The following is a 15,415-nucleotide window of genomic DNA, read 5'->3' as shown; positions in this document are numbered from 1 at the left end:
TTATACCGCGCGGCGAACCATCAGTTCCTTGATCTTGCCGATCGCCTTCGTCGGGTTCAGGCCCTTCGGGCAAACGTCGACGCAGTTCATGATCGTGTGGCAACGGAACAGACGGTACGGGTCTTCCAGGTTGTCGAGACGCTCGCCGGTAGCCGTATCGCGGCTGTCCGCGATGAAGCGGTAAGCCTGCAGCAGGCCGGCCGGGCCGACGAACTTGTCCGGGTTCCACCAGAAGCTCGGGCACGACGTCGAGCAGCTCGCGCACAGAATGCACTCGTACACGCCGTCGAGCTCGTCGCGCTCTTCCGGCGACTGGAGGCGTTCCTTCTCCGGCGGCGGCGCGTCGTTGATCAGGTACGGCTTGATCGAGTGGTACTGGTTGAAGAAGTGCGTCATGTCGACGATCAGGTCGCGCACGACGGGCAGGCCCGGCAGCGGACGCAGCACGATCTTCTGCGGCAGGTCGTTCAGGTTCGTCAGGCACGCGAGACCGTTCTTGCCGTTGATGTTCATCGCGTCCGAACCGCACACGCCTTCGCGGCACGAACGGCGGAACGACAGCGTCTCGTCCAGTGCCTTCAGCTTGACCAGCGCGTCGAGCAGCATGCGCTCATGCTGGATCTCGAGCTCGTACGTCTGCATGCGCGGCGCTGCGTCCTTGTCCGGATCGTAGCGGTAGACTTCAAAAATGCGTTTTGCCATTTCGGATTCCTTTGACTCGGCTTAGAACGTGCGCGGCTTCGGCGGCACGGATTCGACCGTCAGCGGCTTCATTTGAACCGGCTTGTAGTCGAGGCGATCGCCTTCGCTGTACCACAGCGTGTGGCGCAGCCAGTTGTCGTCGTCGCGGTGTTCGTAGTCGCTGTGCGCGTGCGCGCCACGGCTTTCCTTGCGCGCTTCCGCCGACACCATCGTCGCGCGGGCCACTTCGATCAGGTTCTCCAGCTCGAGCGCTTCGACGCGCGCGGTGTTGAACACCTTCGACTTGTCCTTCAGGTGGATGTTGTCCACGCGCGCCTTCAGGCCGGCCATCTGGTCGACGCCTTCCTTCAGCAGCGCCGACGTGCGGAACACGCCTGCGTGCTTCTGCATCGTCGCGCGGATGTCGTTCGCGACGTCCTGCGTGTACTCGCCCGAGCTCGACTTGTCGAGCTTGTTCAGGCGCGCCAGCGAGAACTCGCCCGCATCGGCCGGCAGCGGCTTGTGTTCCTTCTGGTTCTTCACGTGCTGAACGATGTGGTTGCCGGCCGCACGGCCGAACACCACGAGGTCCAGCAGCGAGTTCGTGCCGAGACGGTTCGCACCGTGCACCGACACGCACGAGCATTCGCCCACTGCGTAGAAACCGTTGATCGGTTCCTTGTGATCGCGCGACGTGCCAACGACCTGACCGTGGATGTTGGTCGGGATGCCGCCCATCTGGTAGTGGATCGTCGGGACGACCGGGATCGGTTCCTTGATCGCGTCGACGTTCGCGAACTTCAGCGCGATTTCGCGGATCGACGGCAGACGCTTCATGATCGTCTCGGCGCCGATGTGCGACAGGTCGAGCAGCACGTGATCCTTGTTCGGACCGACGCCGCGACCTTCCTTGATTTCCTGGTCCATCGAACGCGACACGAAATCGCGCGGCGCCAGATCCTTCAGCGTCGGCGCGTAGCGCTCCATGAAGCGCTCGCCGTTCGCGTTGCGCAGGATACCGCCTTCGCCGCGCACGCCTTCGGTGATCAGCACGCCCGCGCCGGCCACGCCGGTCGGGTGGAACTGCCAGAACTCCATGTCCTGCAGTGCGACGCCCGAGCGGGCCGCCATGCCGAGGCCGTCGCCGGTGTTGATGAACGCGTTCGTCGACGCCGCGAAGATCCGGCCAGCGCCGCCCGTCGCGAACAGCGTCGTCTTGCCTTCCATGATGTAGACGTCGCCCGTCTCCATCTCGAGGGCCGTCACGCCGAGCACGTCGCCGTCCGCGTCGCGGATCAGGTCGAGCGCCATCCATTCGACGAAGAACTGCGTCTTCGCCTCGACGTTCTGCTGGTACAGCGTGTGCAGCAGCGCGTGACCGGTACGGTCGGCGGCCGCGCAAGCGCGCTGGACCGGCTTCTCGCCGTAGTTCGCGGTGTGGCCGCCGAACGGGCGCTGGTAGATCGTGCCGTCCGCGTTGCGGTCGAACGGCATGCCGAAGTGCTCGAGTTCGTACACGACGTTCGGCGCTTCACGGCACATGAACTCGATCGCGTCCTGGTCGCCGAGCCAGTCGGAGCCCTTGATCGTGTCGTAGAAGTGGAAGTGCCAGTTGTCCTCGCTCATGTTGCCGAGCGACGCGCCGATACCGCCTTGCGCGGCCACCGTGTGCGAACGCGTCGGAAACACCTTCGACAGCACGCCGACCGACAGGCCCGCGCGCGACAGTTGCAGCGCTGCGCGCAAGCCGGAGCCGCCTGCGCCGACGATCACGACGTCAAACTTGCGGCGCGGGAGGGAAGTTTTGATTGCAGCCATTCTTTACACTCTCCAGAGAATCTGCGCGGCGTAGCCCGCACATGCGAGCAGCCAGACGATGGTCAGCGATTGCAGCAGCAGGCGCACACCGACGGGCTTCACGTAGTCCATCCAGATGTCGCGCACGCCGACCCATGCGTGGTAGAAGAGGGAGAGCAGCATCACGAAGGTCGCGAGCTTCATCCATTGCGCGGCGAAGATCGATGCCCAGCCTTCGTACGAAAAATCGTGCGCGCCGAAGAACAGGACGAGCAGAATGACCGTGTAGACCGCCATGATCGTGGCGGTGACGCGCTGCGCGAGCCAGTCGCGCAGGCCGTAGTGAGCGCCGACGACGAGGCGCTTCGAGCCGATTCGGTTGTTGGCTGCCATTTTCTTAGAATGCTCCGAACAGTTTGAGTGCCATGGCGATCGTCAGCGCGATCGAGACGACAAAGACGACGACGGCCGTCCGCTTGCCGCCTTCCTTCGAGACGGCGTCGTGGTTGACGTCCATCAGCAGGTGGCGAATGCCGGCGCAGAAATGGTGAAAGAAGGCCCACGACAACGCGAGGACGATCAGCTTGACGACGATGTTGGAGAGGAAAGCCTTGAAGACTTCGAAGCTGAGCTCGGAGGTGAGGCTCTGGTCGAAGAGGAACAGCAGGAACGGCAGGAACAGGAACAGCAGCGCGCCGCTGACTCGGTGGAGAATCGACAATATCGCCGCCAAGGGCATGCGATATTTCAACGTGATGTCGCCGATTCCGATGTTCCGGTATTCCGGCCTCGGCTTTCTTACTGCGTCAGTCATGCTAGACCCCTACTATGTTGTCACACTAATCCGCGATTTTAGCGCCTTTTTATATCGCGCTGCAGCGAAAGTCTGCTCTGGATAATTGCGCGAACACGAACAAAGGCGGCCCGAAACGTGCTTCGCGAGCGTGGGAAACGCGAATGCACGCGGCTGAGCCGAACGTCGTCAGCTCAAGTCATTCTGATAGTAGTACCCGGTTGTGACATACCAGCCGCGACGCACTTCCACCGGCCGGTCCCCATATGTATAGGACACGCGCTCGACCGACAGCAGCGGGAAGCCCGCCGGCACGTGCAGCAGGTCGGCCACCGCCGGATCCGCCGCGACCGCGCGGATCTTCTCCGTCGCGCGGATCATCCGCGTCCCGAACTCCGTCTCGAACATCGCGTAGAGCGGCCCCTTGTACTCGCTCAGCCGCTCGAACGTCAGCCCGCGGAACATCGCGCCCGGCAGCCAGATCTCGTCGAGCACCGTCACTTCGCTGTCGAATTCCAGCAGGCGGCGCACCTGCACGACCGGATCGGCGGGCTTCAGGTCGAGCTGCCGCGCGATCTCGGCCGGCGCGCGCAGGCGCCGGCATTCGAGCAGGCGGCTCACGTGCGGGTGCTCGGCGCCGTCGTCGGCCAGCAGACGCAGAAAGCGGAATTGCGCGCGATCTTCGTTGTGCGTTGCAACAAAAGTGCCCTTGCCCTGCCGCCGGACCACGAGGTTTTCGGCGGCGAGCTCGTCGATCGCCTTGCGCACGGTGCCCTGGCTGACCTTGTAGCGGGCCGCGAGCTCCACTTCGCTGGGAATGATCTCGCCCGGCTTCCATTCGCCGGATTCGAGACTTTGCGTGATCAATGACTTGATCTGCTGGTATAACGGGCTGAACGTCGGCGACGCGGAGGCCGCGGGCGAGGCTGCGGGATCGCCCGCGCCCGGCTGCCCTGGGCCGCCTGCGCCGGTCTGATTCGCGGTGTTCGCCTGGTTCGATGTCATGGCGCGCATTTCATCACAAACCGCACTTTTTCGTCCACTCAATTTCCGCAAAACATCTGTCTTATATAAGACATATGATACCGTTTGACTTTGCGCGTGACGGCTCCTACACTCCCGGTCGAGCAAGGGTTCGCGGGTGCAACAGCGCGTCCCCGGCTACGTGCCACGGCCGTCTCCAGGTTCACCGCGTCTGCCATCGCGAGTCCTCCGCCCTGCTTCAATGCAACGCTACGCACAACGCGCATAGAATGGCGTTTTCGCTCGCGTCCAACGCTTCACCCGTCCTGGAGATTTTCAATGGCTAAGCCCGCAAAGCGCGTTGCCGTCACCGGCGCCGCAGGTCAAATCGCTTACTCCCTGCTGTTCCGCATCGCGAACGGCGACCTGCTCGGCAAGGACCAGCCGGTCATCCTGCAACTGCTCGACCTCCCGCAAGCCCAAGGCGCCGTCAAGGGCGTCGTGATGGAACTCGACGATTGCGCGTTCCCGCTGCTCGCAGGCGTCGTGATCACCGACGATCCGAAGGTTGCATTCAAGGATGCAGACGTCGCGCTGCTGGTCGGTGCGCGTCCGCGCTCGAAGGGCATGGAACGCAAGGACCTGCTGTCGGCGAACGCCGAAATCTTCACGGTTCAGGGCGCCGCGCTGAACGAAGTCGCGAGCCGCGACGTGAAGGTGCTGGTCGTCGGCAACCCGGCGAACACGAACGCGTACATCGCGATGAAGTCGGCGCCGGATCTGCCGAAGAAGAACTTCACGGCCATGCTGCGCCTCGACCACAATCGCGCGCTGTCGCAGCTCGCCGCCAAGTCGGGCAAGCCGGTCGCGTCGATCGAGAAGCTCGCCGTGTGGGGCAACCACTCGCCGACGATGTACCCGGACTTCCGCTTCGCGACCGCCGAAGGCGAATCGCTGCTGAAGCTGATCAACGACGACGTGTGGAACCGCGACACGTTCATCCCGACCGTCGGCAAGCGCGGCGCGGCGATCATCGAAGCGCGCGGCCTGTCGTCGGCCGCATCGGCAGCCAACGCGGCGATCGACCACGTGCGTGACTGGGTGCTCGGCACGAACGGCAAGTGGGTCACGATGGGCATCCCGTCGGACGGCTCGTACGGCATCCCCGAAGACATCATCTACGGCGTGCCGGTCACCTGCGAAAACGGTGAATACAAGCGCGTCGAAGGCCTGGAAATCGACGCGTTCTCGCGCGAGAAGATGGACGGCACGCTGGCCGAGCTGCTCGAAGAGCGCGACGGCGTCGCCCACCTGCTGAAGAACTAAGCATCACGCATCGAGCCGGGCAGCCTTCGGGCGCCGGCTTCGGCAGGGCCGGCATGCTGCCGGCCCTGCCGACCGATCCGATTCGCGCACGTTTTGCCGCCGCGCACCGGCCCAGAGCCTGCCCGAATCCGATTTCCGCCACGTTGACCCGCTTCCCTGACGTAGAAGAGATGGCCGCGCTCACTCCTGCACAAGTGCTGTACGACGGGGCGTCCCCGCCCGCGATCCTGCCCTGCTGCGATCACTACGCGGGCAGCGAGAAGCTGATGCGCAAGTCGCTCGTGCTGCAGGCCGAGCTGGGTCCCGTGTTCGACCTCACGCTCGACTGCGAGGACGGCGCGGCCGTCGGCCAGGAAGCCGCGCACGCGGCGCTCGTCGCCGACCTGCTCGGCAGCGCCGAGAACCGCTTCGGCCGCGTCGGCGTCCGCATCCACGACTTTTCCCACCCGCACTGGCGCGACGACGTGCGCATCGTGCTGCGTGCATCGCGCGCCCCCGCCTACATCACGCTGCCGAAGATCGCGAGCGCCGCCGACGCGGCCGAAATGACCGCGTTCATCGAAGGCACGCGCCGCGAGCTCGGCATCGCGCAGCCGATCCCGGTCGACGTGCTGATCGAGACGCACGGCGCGCTCGCGCAGGCGGCCGCCCTCTCCGCGCTGCCGACGGTCGGCACGCTGAGCTTCGGGCTGATGGATTTCGTCTCCGCGCACCACGGCGCGATTCCCGATTCCGCGATGCGCTCGCCCGGCCAGTTCGATCACCCGCTCGTGCGCCGCGCGAAGCTCGAAATCGCCGCCGCCTGTCACGCGCACGGCAAGACGCCGTCGCACAACGTGACCACGGAAGTACGCGACATGGCCGTCGTCGCCGGCGACGCCCGCCGCGCGCGCGACGAATTCGCGTTCACGCGGATGTGGAGCATCCACCCGGCGCAGATCCGCCCGATCGTCGACGCGTTCGCGCCGCGCATCGACGAAGTCACGCTGGCCGCCGAGATCCTGCTGGCCGCGCAGGCCGCCGACTGGGGCCCGACGCGCCACGGTGATACGCTGCACGATCGCGCGAGTTATCGTTATTACTGGTCGGTGCTGCGCCGTGCGCGGGCCACCGGCCAGCCCGTACCGGACGAGGCCGCACCGCTGTTCGACCGGCCCGCCGCGGGCGTCGCGCTGTAAGCACGCGCCGCCCGTCGATACACGCGGTCCATGCATTCGACGTTTCGCAAACCGGACAGACGTTTGCGAAACGACAAAAAACGTAACGGAGCCCGAAAACCTGATATATGCGCGGCCAAATAGGTGAAAATAGCGGCCGCTGCGCGCTTTCGGGGCGCGTGCAGTTTCAAACCGGCCGGCAGTTTCGATTGCCGGCCCTTGTCAACTGATTATCGAAAGGTTCTGACTCCATGAAGAAACTCCTGATCGCTACCGCCATCGGCGCCTTGTCCGCCACGATGCTGGTGTCGGCTCCGAGCGCGTTTGCCCAGGGTACGGCCACCACGACCGCGAAGAAGGCCACGGCCAAGCGCCCGGCGCCGGCCAAGCGCATCATCCCGCGCAGCAAGAAGGCGCAGGCACGCGCGGCCGCCAAGGTCGATCCGGTACCGGACGGCGCGGTCAAGTGGTCCTGTAAGGAAGGTCTGTCGTTCGACCTCGCCGGCGACATGAAGCGCGACCAGGTCGTCACGGTTCACTGGGCGAAGAAGAACTACAAGCTGCCGCGTCAAGCCACGACGACGGGCGCCGACACGTTCTACGATCCGGCCGCAGGCTTCAAGCTGGTCGTGATCCCGACCAAGGCGATGCTGTTCTCCGACGCCAACGGCGGCGAGCGCCTCGCGGACGAATGCGTGACGCCGGAAATGGCGCAAGGCACGGCAGCACCGACGCAGTCGAACGAGCTGAAGCCGGCAACGAACTAAGCGCGTTCCCCCCGGCCCCTCGATGTCCGCCCCGGTCTCCAACGTCCGCCCCGCGCCGGATTCGGTACTCGTCGACATCGTCGACTACGTGCTGAACACCGGCATCGACAGCGCGCTCGCGCTGGAGACGGCGCGTCATTGCCTGATCGACACGCTCGGATGCGGACTCGAGGCGCTGTCCTACCCTGCCTGCACCAAGCTGCTCGGCCCCGTCGTGCCCGGCACGATCGTGCCGAACGGCGCGAAGGTGCCCGGCACGTCCTTCCAGCTCGATCCCGTCCAGGCCGCTTTCGACATCGGCGCGATGATCCGCTGGCTGGACTTCAACGACACCTGGCTCGCCGCCGAATGGGGTCATCCGTCCGACAACCTCGGCGGAATCCTGGCGACAGCCGACTGGCTCTCCCGCACGGCCCGCGCGGCCGGCCGCAAGCCGCTCGCGATGCGCGACGTGCTGGTCGGGATGATCCAGGCCCACGAGATCCAGGGCTGCCTCGCCCTCGAGAATGCGTTCAACGCGGTCGGGCTCGACCACGTGCTGCTCGTGAAGGTCGCGTCGACGGCCGTCGTCGGGCGCCTGCTCGGGCTCACGCGCGACGAGCTGATCAACGCGGTGTCCAACGCGTTCGTCGACGGCCACGCACTGCGGACCTACCGCCATGCGCCGAACACCGGTTCGCGCAAATCCTGGGCGGCCGGCGACGCGACGTCCCGCGCGGTGCGCCTCGCGCTGATCGCGAAGACGGGTGAAATGGGCTATCCGTCGGCGCTCACCGCCAGGACCTGGGGCTTCTACGACGTGCTGTTCGACGGCAAGCCGTTCCGCTTCCAGCGCCCGTACGGCACGTACGTGATGGAAAACGTGCTGTTCAAGATCGCGTTCCCCGCCGAATTCCATGCGCAGACGGCCGCCGAGGCCGCGCTGCAACTGCACGCGCAGCTCGCCGCGGCGGGCCGCACGACCGACGACATCGGCCGGATCACGATCCGCACGCACGCGGCCGCGCTCCGCATCATCGACAAGCAGGGCCCGCTCGCCAATCCGGCCGACCGCGACCACTGCATCCAGTACATGGTTGCCGTGCCGCTGCTGTTCGGCCGGCTGACCGCGGCCGACTACGAAGACGCGGCCGCCGCGGACCCGCGCATCGACGCGCTGCGCGCGAAAACCGTGTGCGTCGAGGATCCGCAGTTCACGAAGGATTACCACGATCCGGACAAGCGATCGATCGCGAATGCGCTGACGATCGAGTTCAAGGACGGATCGAAGCTTGCCGAAGTGGCGGTCGAGTATCCGCTCGGCCATCGGCGGCGCCGGGCCGAAGGCGTCCCGCTCCTGGTCGAGAAGTTCAGGACCAACCTCGCCCGCCGCTTCCCGGCCAAGCAGCAACAAGCGATTCTCGACGTGTCGCTGGACCAGGCAAAGCTCGAAGCGATGCCGGTCGATGAGTACGTCGACTTGTATGTGATATAGCCGTCAGATACAGGACACGTAGTTTCCTAGCCTTAAACCCAGGAAAATCACCATGGCCCACAATCTCCACAAGACCCTCAAGGAATTCGACAGCGGTTCCGGCAAAGGCAAGTTCTACTCGCTGCCGCAGCTCGGCAAGGAACTGAAGACGAAGATCGAACGCCTGCCGGTGTCGATCCGCATCGTGCTCGAGTCCGTGCTGCGCAACTACGACGGCAAGAAGATCACCGAGGAGCACATCGAGCAGCTCGCGAACTGGAAGCCGACCGCGAAGCGCGTCGACGAGATCCCGTTCGTCGTGTCGCGCGTCGTGCTGCAGGATTTCACGGGCGTGCCGCTGCTCGCCGACATCGCGGCCATGCGCGGCGTCGCGGAGCGCACGGGCAAGAACCCGAAGAAGATCGAACCGCTGGTCCCGGTCGATCTCGTCGTCGACCACTCGGTCCAGATCGACTACTTCCGCCAGAAGGACGCGCTCGACCTGAACATGAAGCTGGAATTCCAGCGCAACAACGAGCGCTACCAGTTCATGAAGTGGGGCATGCAGGCGTTCGACACGTTCAAGGTCGTGCCGCCGGGCGTGGGCATCGTCCACCAGGTGAACCTCGAGTATCTGGCGCGCGGCGTCCACAAGAAGACCGACGGCGCCGACACCGTGTACTACCCGGACACCCTCGTGGGTACGGACAGCCACACGACGATGATCAACGGCATCGGCGTGGTCGGCTGGGGCGTGGGCGGCATCGAGGCCGAAGCCGGCATGCTCGGCCAGCCGGTGTACTTCCTGACGCCGGACGTCGTCGGCGTCGAGCTGAAAGGCAAGCTGCGCGAAGGCGTGACGGCCACCGACCTGGTGCTGACGATCACCGAAATGCTGCGCAAGGAGAAGGTCGTCGGCAAGTTCGTCGAATTCTTCGGCGAAGGCACGCGCTCGCTGTCGCTGCCGGACCGCGCGACGATCGGCAACATGGCGCCGGAATACGGCGCGACGATGGGCTTCTTCCCGGTCGACGAAAAGACGATCGACTACTTCGAAGGCACGGGCCGCACGAAGGCCGAAATCGCCGCGTTCGAAAACTACTTCAAGGCGCAGAACCTGTTCGGCATCCCGAAGGCCGGCGACATCGACTACACGAAGGTCGTGACGCTGGATCTGACGACGGTCGCGCCGTCGCTGGCCGGCCCGAAGCGCCCGCAGGACCGGATCGAGATCGGCAACGTCAAGTCGACGTTCACCGACCTGTTCTCGAAGCCGGTCGCGGAAAACGGCTTCGCGAAGAAGGCGGAAGACCTGAACGTGCAATACACGACGAGCAACGGCGTCGACGTGAAGAACGGCGACATCCTGATCGCCGCGATCACGTCGTGCACGAACACGTCGAACCCGAGCGTGCTGCTGGCCGCCGGCCTGCTCGCGAAGAAGGCGGTCGAGGCCGGCCTCACGGTCGATCCGAAGATCAAGACCTCGCTCGCGCCGGGATCGCGCATCGTCACCGAGTACCTGACGAAGACGGGCCTGCTGCCCTACCTGTCGAAGCTCGGCTTCGAAGTCGCGGCGTACGGCTGCACGACCTGTATCGGCAACGCGGGCGACCTGACGCCGGAGCTGAACGAAGCGATCACGAAGAACGACATCGTCGCGGCGGCCGTGCTGTCGGGCAACCGTAACTTCGAAGCGCGTATCCACCCGAACATCCGCGCGAACTTCCTCGCGTCGCCGCCGCTCGTCGTCGCGTACGCGATCGCCGGCAACATCACGCGCGACCTGATGACCGAGCCGGTCGGCAAGGGCAAGGGCGGCCGCGACATCTACCTCGGCGACATCTGGCCGACCAGCGAAGAGATCCACGCGCTGCTCAAGTTCGCGCTCGATCCGAAGAAGTTCGAGGACAACTACTCGAAGCTGACCAAGAAGGGCGACCTCTGGAGCAAGATCGAAGGCGAGACGGGCGAGGTCTACGACTGGCCGAAGTCGACCTACATCGCCGAGCCGCCGTTCTTCGGCAACGACTTCTCGATGGAACCGGCCGCGTCGATCCCGACGGTCAAGGGCGCGCGCGCACTGGGCATCTTCGGCGATTCGGTCACGACCGACCACATCAGCCCGGCAGGCTCGATCAAGGAAGACTCGCCGGCAGGCAAGTGGCTGAAGGAAAACGGCGTGCAGAAGGCCGACTTCAACAGCTACGGCTCGCGCCGCGGCAACCACGACGTGATGATGCGCGGCACGTTCGCGAACGTCCGGATCAAGAACCTGATGATCCCGGCGAAGGCGGACGGCACGCGCGTCGAAGGCGGCCTGACGATCCACCAGCCGAGCGGCGAACAGCAGTCGATCTACGATGCAGCGATGCAGTACGTGGCCGCCGGCACGCCGACCGTCGTGTTCGCGGGCGAAGAATACGGCACGGGCTCGTCGCGCGACTGGGCCGCGAAGGGCACGCAGCTGCTCGGCGTGAAGGCCGTGATCGCACGCAGCTTCGAGCGGATCCACCGCTCGAACTTGGTCGGCATGGGCGTGCTGCCGCTGCAGTTCAAGGGCTCGGACAGCGTCCAGTCGCTCGGCATCACCGGTGAAGAGACGTACGACATCGAAGGCCTCGGCGACGACTTCAAGCCGCAGCAGGACGTCACGCTCGTGATTCACCGCAAGAACGGCGAAACGCAGCGCGTGCCGGTGTTGCTGCGCATCGATACGCCGATCGAAGTCGACTACTACAAGCACGGCGGGATCCTGCCGTTCGTGCTGCGCTCGCTGCTCGCAGCGTAAGCGCGCGGCTTTTGCAGGTGCCGCAGCCGCCTCGCGGGCGGTTGCGGCCGATTTGGATGCCCGACCTCGTGTCGGGCTTTTTTTCGCCTGCGCTTGATGCGGCCTTACGCCGCCTTGTCGCCGCGCGCCTTCGCGGCGGCCCCTCGTGCGTTCTTCTTCAGATGCGTGCGGTTGTATTCGATCGCCGCGCGCACGAGGTGCTTCAACGCCCGCTTGTCGATGTTGTCGCCTTCGAAGAAATCGATCGCGCGCCGCGCATTGCCTTCGAGACCATCGTTGAACAACTGGTCGGGATCGGGCAGTTTCGCACCGTGCATGAACGTCAGCTTCACCTTGCCCTTGTGCGCATTCGCAACCGCGATCATCCCGTCGCACGACCACACGGGGCTGCCCATCCACTTCCATTCCTCGACGATGCCTTCGTCGGCCGCGAGGATCGTCTGGCGAAGCTCGGCGAACGTCTTGCGGCGCCAGTCGGTGATGCCGGCGATCAGTGCGTCGATGCGCTCGGACGGTTGCAGCTCCGTTGCACTCATGCGCGGGCCTCCGTTTGCGTGTCAGGACGCGACAACACCTGTTCGAGCGACTCGAAGAACCGTACCCAGCCATACTGCGCGCCGCGGTACGCCTGCTCCTGGTCGGGGCGGAAGCCGACCTGCTCCATGCGCAGGTGCGTGCCAGCCGGCGTCGGCGTGAGCGTCCACGTGACGACGCTTTCGAGGCCGTGGGCCGCCCACGTATAGGACAGCGTACGGTGCGGCTCGATCGCGAGGACCGTGCAGTCGACCGAGCCCCAGTCCGCGCGAAAGGTGAATGCATGGCCCGCGACGGGCTCGAAGTCGCTCTTCATCAGCCACGCCTCGATCAGGTGCGGTTGCGTGAGCGCACGCCAGATCTTCTCCGGCGGATGCGGCAGCTCGCGGTCGACGACGACGGAGCGCGTTTCGGTAGTGGCTTGGTTCATTACTGATCCATCCTTTTGAGCAGATCTTCGAGGGCATCGAACCGGCTTTGCCAGAAGCTCGCCATCTGGCTCGTCCAGTCGATCAGCGGGGCCAGCGCCTGCGGCTGCGCGCTGTAGTGCGTCTGCCGGCCTTCGTGACGGTCGTTCACGAGCCCGGCCTGCTTCAGTACGCCCAAATGCTTCGATACCGCCGGCTGCGACACGCCCGCATGGGCGGTCAGCGCGGCAACCGTCAGCTCGCCCTCCGCGCAGAGCCGCTCGAAAAGCGCACGGCGCGTGGGGTCGGCGAGTGTCCGGAAAAGCGTGTCCTGAGCGTTTTGCATATCCTTCAATCCATAACCTTATGGTTATGGATTGAAGGATATGCGCTGATCGGCCCGCGTCAAGGCGGGATTTCATGAATGACGTGGCCCGATCCCGAACGACCGGCGCGTGCGTCGCACCGGCTCTCGTCGACGCCCGATTCGAGCATTTCCTCTAATCCGCGATGCCGCCGCGCGATCCGAAAGCGGCCTGCAAGACTGGCCGATGCGCTGTTCCACAGTTCGGGAAACGTCCGAGCTCCCCCGGCCCCGTTGTTGTGCATGCGCGCAACCGTTCCTGACGAGTCGCTTCCAATGACCACATAGTGCGATACGGCGTGTTGCCATTGACACGCAAACGCCATGCATCCGCGCGCCCTTTCCCTCCACGACCGCGCACATTCCGCTGCCGCAACGAACGAGTCGTGCGTGTGAGCGACGCGCGTTGCCGCGCCGTCGTACCGCGAACCGGTTCCGCGCATCGGCTCCGCCATTGCCGGCGCGTCCGACGCCGTGCATGCAGTCATGCCTTCCGTTGTCAGAACTGACAGCTATGGAAAATGGCAGCTACCCGAACGGCACCGACGCCCTACGCTCGTCACCGCTCGCGGCCCCACAAGGGCCGGGGGTTCCAGTAACGTCGCCTCTCCTAAAAAGGACTCCCGATGAAAAGGAACGCCTGGTTTGCCCTTCCCCTTCCGTCGCCCCGCCGCCTCGCGTGCGTGGCACCGCTCGTGTTCGCCGCCGCAGCGGCGCACGCGGCAACGGATTGGGTCGATACTCATACGAAGGCCTTTCTGACCGGCCCGCAGTTGATGGCGCGCAGTGTGGCGCCGTCGCTAGAACTGGCAGCCGGTGAAACGACCAACGTCGTCGTCAGCCTGAGGCTGCGCAACGCCGCGCAACTCAAGCAACTGGCGCGCGACGTGAACCGGCCCGGCAGCGCGCATTACCGCCAGTACCTGACGCACGAGCAGTTCCTCGCGAACTACGCGCCGACCGACGCGCAGGTGAAGTCGGTCGTCGATTATCTGCACAAGAGCGGCTTCACGAATGTCGAGGTCGCGCCGAACCGGCTGCTGGTCTCCGCCAGCGGCACGGCCGGCACGGTGAAGGCCGCGTTCAACACGTCGCTCGTGCACTTCGAGTACGCGGGCCGTTCGGGCTTCGCCAATACGTCGACCGCGCAAGTGCCGCGCGCGCTCGGCGACGTGGTCGGCTCGGTGCTCGGGCTGCAAAGTGTCGCGCGGGCGCGGCCGATGCTGCGCATCGGCAACGTGGCGAAGCCGCAGGCGCTCGCGGCCGGTACGGCGACGGGCCACTATCCGAAGGAATTTCCGGGCCTCTACAACGCGACGGGCGTGCCGACCGCGGCCGGCGTGACCGTCGGCATCATCACGATCGGCGGTGTGTCGCAAACGCTGCAGGACCTGAAGCAGTTCACGTCGAGCAACGGCTACGGCACGGTCACCACTCAGACCGTCAAGACCAACGGCACGGGCGGCAGCTACAGCGACGATCAGGACGGCCAGGGCGAATGGGATCTCGACAGCCAGTCGATCGTGGGCTCGGCCGGCGGCCAGGTCGGCAAGCTCGTGTTCTACATGGCGGATCTCAACGCCGCCGGCAACACGGGCCTCACGCAGGCGTTCAACCGCGCGGTGTCGGACAACACCGCGAAGGTGATCAACGTGTCGCTCGGCTGGTGCGAAACCGATGCGGACGCGGACGGCACGCTCGACGCCGAGGAGCAGATCTTCACGACGGCAGCCGCGCAAGGCCAGACGTTCTCGGTATCGTCGGGCGACGAAGGCGTGTACGAGTGCAACAACCGCGGCTATCCGGACGGCTCGAACTACACGGTGTCGTGGCCGGCTTCGTCGCCGCACGTGCTCGCGATCGGCGGCACGACGCTCTACACGACGTCGTCCGGCGCGTTCTCGAACGAGACGGTGTGGAACGAAGGGCTCGATTCGAACGGCAAGCTGTGGGCGACGGGCGGCGGTGTCAGCACGATCCTGCCCGCGCCGTCGTGGCAATCGGGCAGCAATCGCCAGTTGCCGGACGTCGCGTTCGATGCCGCGCAAAGCACGGGCGCGTACATCTACAACTACGGCCAGTTGCAACAGATCGGCGGCACGAGCCTCGCCGCGCCGATCTTCACGGGCTTCTGGGCACGCCTGCTCGCGGCGAACGGCACGGGCCTCGGCTTCCCGGCCGCCAATTTCTATGCGGACATTCCGTCGCATCCGTCGCTCGTGCGCTATGACGTCGTGTCGGGCAACAACGGCTACCAGGGGTATGGCTACAAGGCCGGCACCGGCTGGGATCTGACGACCGGCTTCGGCAGCCTGAACATCGCGAACCTCAACCAGCTGATCAAGTCGGGCGGGTTCTGAGCGATGCATGAAGACCGGCGCG

Annotated in this window: 14 protein-coding genes; 6 read left to right on the top strand and 8 right to left on the bottom strand. The window is 65.3% G+C overall.

Annotated elements, in window-relative coordinates; translation table 11 throughout:
* The 5 genes from CFB49_RS19880 to CFB49_RS19860 all read right to left on the bottom strand — a co-directional run bounded on the left by CFB49_RS19880 (position 1) and on the right by CFB49_RS19860 (position 4,285).
* The gene (locus CFB49_RS19880; protein ID WP_006479352.1) at positions 1–702 is read right to left on the bottom strand and encodes a succinate dehydrogenase iron-sulfur subunit; all 702 of its coding nucleotides are present in this window, start codon (positions 700–702) and stop codon (positions 1–3) included.
* Positions 703–723: 21 nt separating this feature from the next.
* Positions 724–2,499: a succinate dehydrogenase flavoprotein subunit gene (sdhA, locus tag CFB49_RS19875; protein ID WP_069618471.1), complete on the bottom strand. Its 1,776-nt coding sequence runs from the start codon at positions 2,497–2,499 to the stop codon at positions 724–726.
* Positions 2,500–2,502: 3 nt separating this feature from the next.
* The gene (gene sdhD / locus CFB49_RS19870; protein WP_006487767.1) at positions 2,503–2,871 is read right to left on the bottom strand and encodes a succinate dehydrogenase, hydrophobic membrane anchor protein; all 369 of its coding nucleotides are present in this window, start codon (positions 2,869–2,871) and stop codon (positions 2,503–2,505) included.
* Between the two features lie 4 nt (positions 2,872–2,875).
* The gene (sdhC, locus tag CFB49_RS19865; RefSeq protein ID WP_059582807.1) at positions 2,876–3,292 is read right to left on the bottom strand and encodes a succinate dehydrogenase, cytochrome b556 subunit; all 417 of its coding nucleotides are present in this window, start codon (positions 3,290–3,292) and stop codon (positions 2,876–2,878) included.
* 168 nt (positions 3,293–3,460) lie between these two features.
* Entirely contained in the window at positions 3,461–4,285 is an 825-nt protein-coding gene (locus CFB49_RS19860; RefSeq protein ID WP_006479356.1) for a GntR family transcriptional regulator, read from the bottom strand.
* A 288-nt stretch (positions 4,286–4,573) separates the two neighbouring features.
* On the opposite strand from CFB49_RS19860, the gene CFB49_RS19855 reads away from it, so the two are divergent.
* The 5 genes from CFB49_RS19855 to acnA all read left to right on the top strand — a co-directional run bounded on the left by CFB49_RS19855 (position 4,574) and on the right by acnA (position 11,728).
* The gene (locus tag CFB49_RS19855; RefSeq protein WP_006479357.1) at positions 4,574–5,560 is read left to right on the top strand and encodes a malate dehydrogenase; all 987 of its coding nucleotides are present in this window, start codon (positions 4,574–4,576) and stop codon (positions 5,558–5,560) included.
* Between the two features lie 170 nt (positions 5,561–5,730).
* Positions 5,731–6,738, top strand: a complete 1,008-nt coding sequence (locus tag CFB49_RS19850) for an HpcH/HpaI aldolase/citrate lyase family protein (protein ID WP_089492101.1) — start codon at positions 5,731–5,733, stop codon at positions 6,736–6,738.
* 230 nt (positions 6,739–6,968) lie between these two features.
* Positions 6,969–7,484, top strand: a complete 516-nt coding sequence (locus CFB49_RS19845; protein WP_050011294.1) for a hypothetical protein — start codon at positions 6,969–6,971, stop codon at positions 7,482–7,484.
* A gap of 22 nt (positions 7,485–7,506) precedes the next feature.
* Positions 7,507–8,958, top strand: coding sequence for a bifunctional 2-methylcitrate dehydratase/aconitate hydratase (locus tag CFB49_RS19840; RefSeq protein WP_089492100.1), 1,452 nt, complete (start codon positions 7,507–7,509; stop codon positions 8,956–8,958).
* 52 nt (positions 8,959–9,010) lie between these two features.
* On the top strand, positions 9,011–11,728 hold the full coding sequence (gene acnA, locus CFB49_RS19835; protein WP_089492099.1) for an aconitate hydratase AcnA: 2,718 nt from the start codon (positions 9,011–9,013) through the stop codon (positions 11,726–11,728).
* 104 nt (positions 11,729–11,832) lie between these two features.
* Here the strand turns inward: acnA and CFB49_RS19830 are convergent, their stop codons facing one another.
* From CFB49_RS19830 to CFB49_RS19820, 3 genes are read right to left on the bottom strand one after another with little or no spacing between them, the layout of a single operon-like run.
* Positions 11,833–12,264: a DUF1801 domain-containing protein gene (locus CFB49_RS19830; protein ID WP_069618475.1), complete on the bottom strand. Its 432-nt coding sequence runs from the start codon at positions 12,262–12,264 to the stop codon at positions 11,833–11,835.
* Positions 12,261–12,692: an SRPBCC family protein gene (locus CFB49_RS19825; protein WP_089492098.1), complete on the bottom strand. Its 432-nt coding sequence runs from the start codon at positions 12,690–12,692 to the stop codon at positions 12,261–12,263. The genes CFB49_RS19830 and CFB49_RS19825 overlap by 4 nt, the downstream gene beginning before the upstream one ends.
* Positions 12,692–13,015: an ArsR/SmtB family transcription factor gene (locus CFB49_RS19820; RefSeq protein WP_089492097.1), complete on the bottom strand. Its 324-nt coding sequence runs from the start codon at positions 13,013–13,015 to the stop codon at positions 12,692–12,694. The genes CFB49_RS19825 and CFB49_RS19820 overlap by 1 nt, the downstream gene beginning before the upstream one ends.
* Positions 13,016–13,659: 644 nt before the next feature.
* On the opposite strand from CFB49_RS19820, the gene CFB49_RS19810 reads away from it, so the two are divergent.
* Positions 13,660–15,393, top strand: coding sequence for a S53 family peptidase (locus tag CFB49_RS19810; RefSeq protein ID WP_089492096.1), 1,734 nt, complete (start codon positions 13,660–13,662; stop codon positions 15,391–15,393).
* The last annotated feature ends 22 nt before the right edge of the window (positions 15,394–15,415 follow it).

The organism is Burkholderia sp. AU17457, from assembly GCF_002223255.1.
GTDB classification, from domain to species: Bacteria; Pseudomonadota; Gammaproteobacteria; order Burkholderiales; family Burkholderiaceae; genus Burkholderia; species Burkholderia sola.
Note: the sequence above shows the minus strand (reverse complement) of the source record. Positions and strands in the feature narration are given on the sequence as shown.

Excerpts from the sequence above, each read along its gene's own strand:
- CFB49_RS19855 (WP_006479357.1), top strand. The coding sequence starts at position 4,574 with ATGGCTAAGCCCGCAAAGCGCGTTGCCGTCACCGGCGCCGCAGGTCAA.
- CFB49_RS19810 (WP_089492096.1), top strand. The coding sequence starts at position 13,660 with ATGAAAAGGAACGCCTGGTTTGCCCTTCCCCTTCCGTCGCCCCGCCGC.
- CFB49_RS19840 (WP_089492100.1), top strand. The coding sequence starts at position 7,507 with ATGTCCGCCCCGGTCTCCAACGTCCGCCCCGCGCCGGATTCGGTACTC.
- CFB49_RS19850 (WP_089492101.1), top strand. The coding sequence starts at position 5,731 with ATGGCCGCGCTCACTCCTGCACAAGTGCTGTACGACGGGGCGTCCCCG.
- acnA (WP_089492099.1), top strand. The coding sequence starts at position 9,011 with ATGGCCCACAATCTCCACAAGACCCTCAAGGAATTCGACAGCGGTTCC.
- CFB49_RS19820 (WP_089492097.1), bottom strand. The coding sequence starts at position 13,015 with ATGCAAAACGCTCAGGACACGCTTTTCCGGACACTCGCCGACCCCACG.
- CFB49_RS19825 (WP_089492098.1), bottom strand. The coding sequence starts at position 12,692 with ATGAACCAAGCCACTACCGAAACGCGCTCCGTCGTCGTCGACCGCGAG.
- CFB49_RS19880 (WP_006479352.1), bottom strand. The coding sequence starts at position 702 with ATGGCAAAACGCATTTTTGAAGTCTACCGCTACGATCCGGACAAGGAC.
- CFB49_RS19845 (WP_050011294.1), top strand. The coding sequence starts at position 6,969 with ATGAAGAAACTCCTGATCGCTACCGCCATCGGCGCCTTGTCCGCCACG.
- CFB49_RS19860 (WP_006479356.1), bottom strand. The coding sequence starts at position 4,285 with ATGCGCGCCATGACATCGAACCAGGCGAACACCGCGAATCAGACCGGC.
- sdhD (WP_006487767.1), bottom strand. The coding sequence starts at position 2,871 with ATGGCAGCCAACAACCGAATCGGCTCGAAGCGCCTCGTCGTCGGCGCT.
- sdhC (WP_059582807.1), bottom strand. The coding sequence starts at position 3,292 with ATGACTGACGCAGTAAGAAAGCCGAGGCCGGAATACCGGAACATCGGA.
- sdhA (WP_069618471.1), bottom strand. The coding sequence starts at position 2,499 with ATGGCTGCAATCAAAACTTCCCTCCCGCGCCGCAAGTTTGACGTCGTG.
- CFB49_RS19830 (WP_069618475.1), bottom strand. The coding sequence starts at position 12,264 with ATGAGTGCAACGGAGCTGCAACCGTCCGAGCGCATCGACGCACTGATC.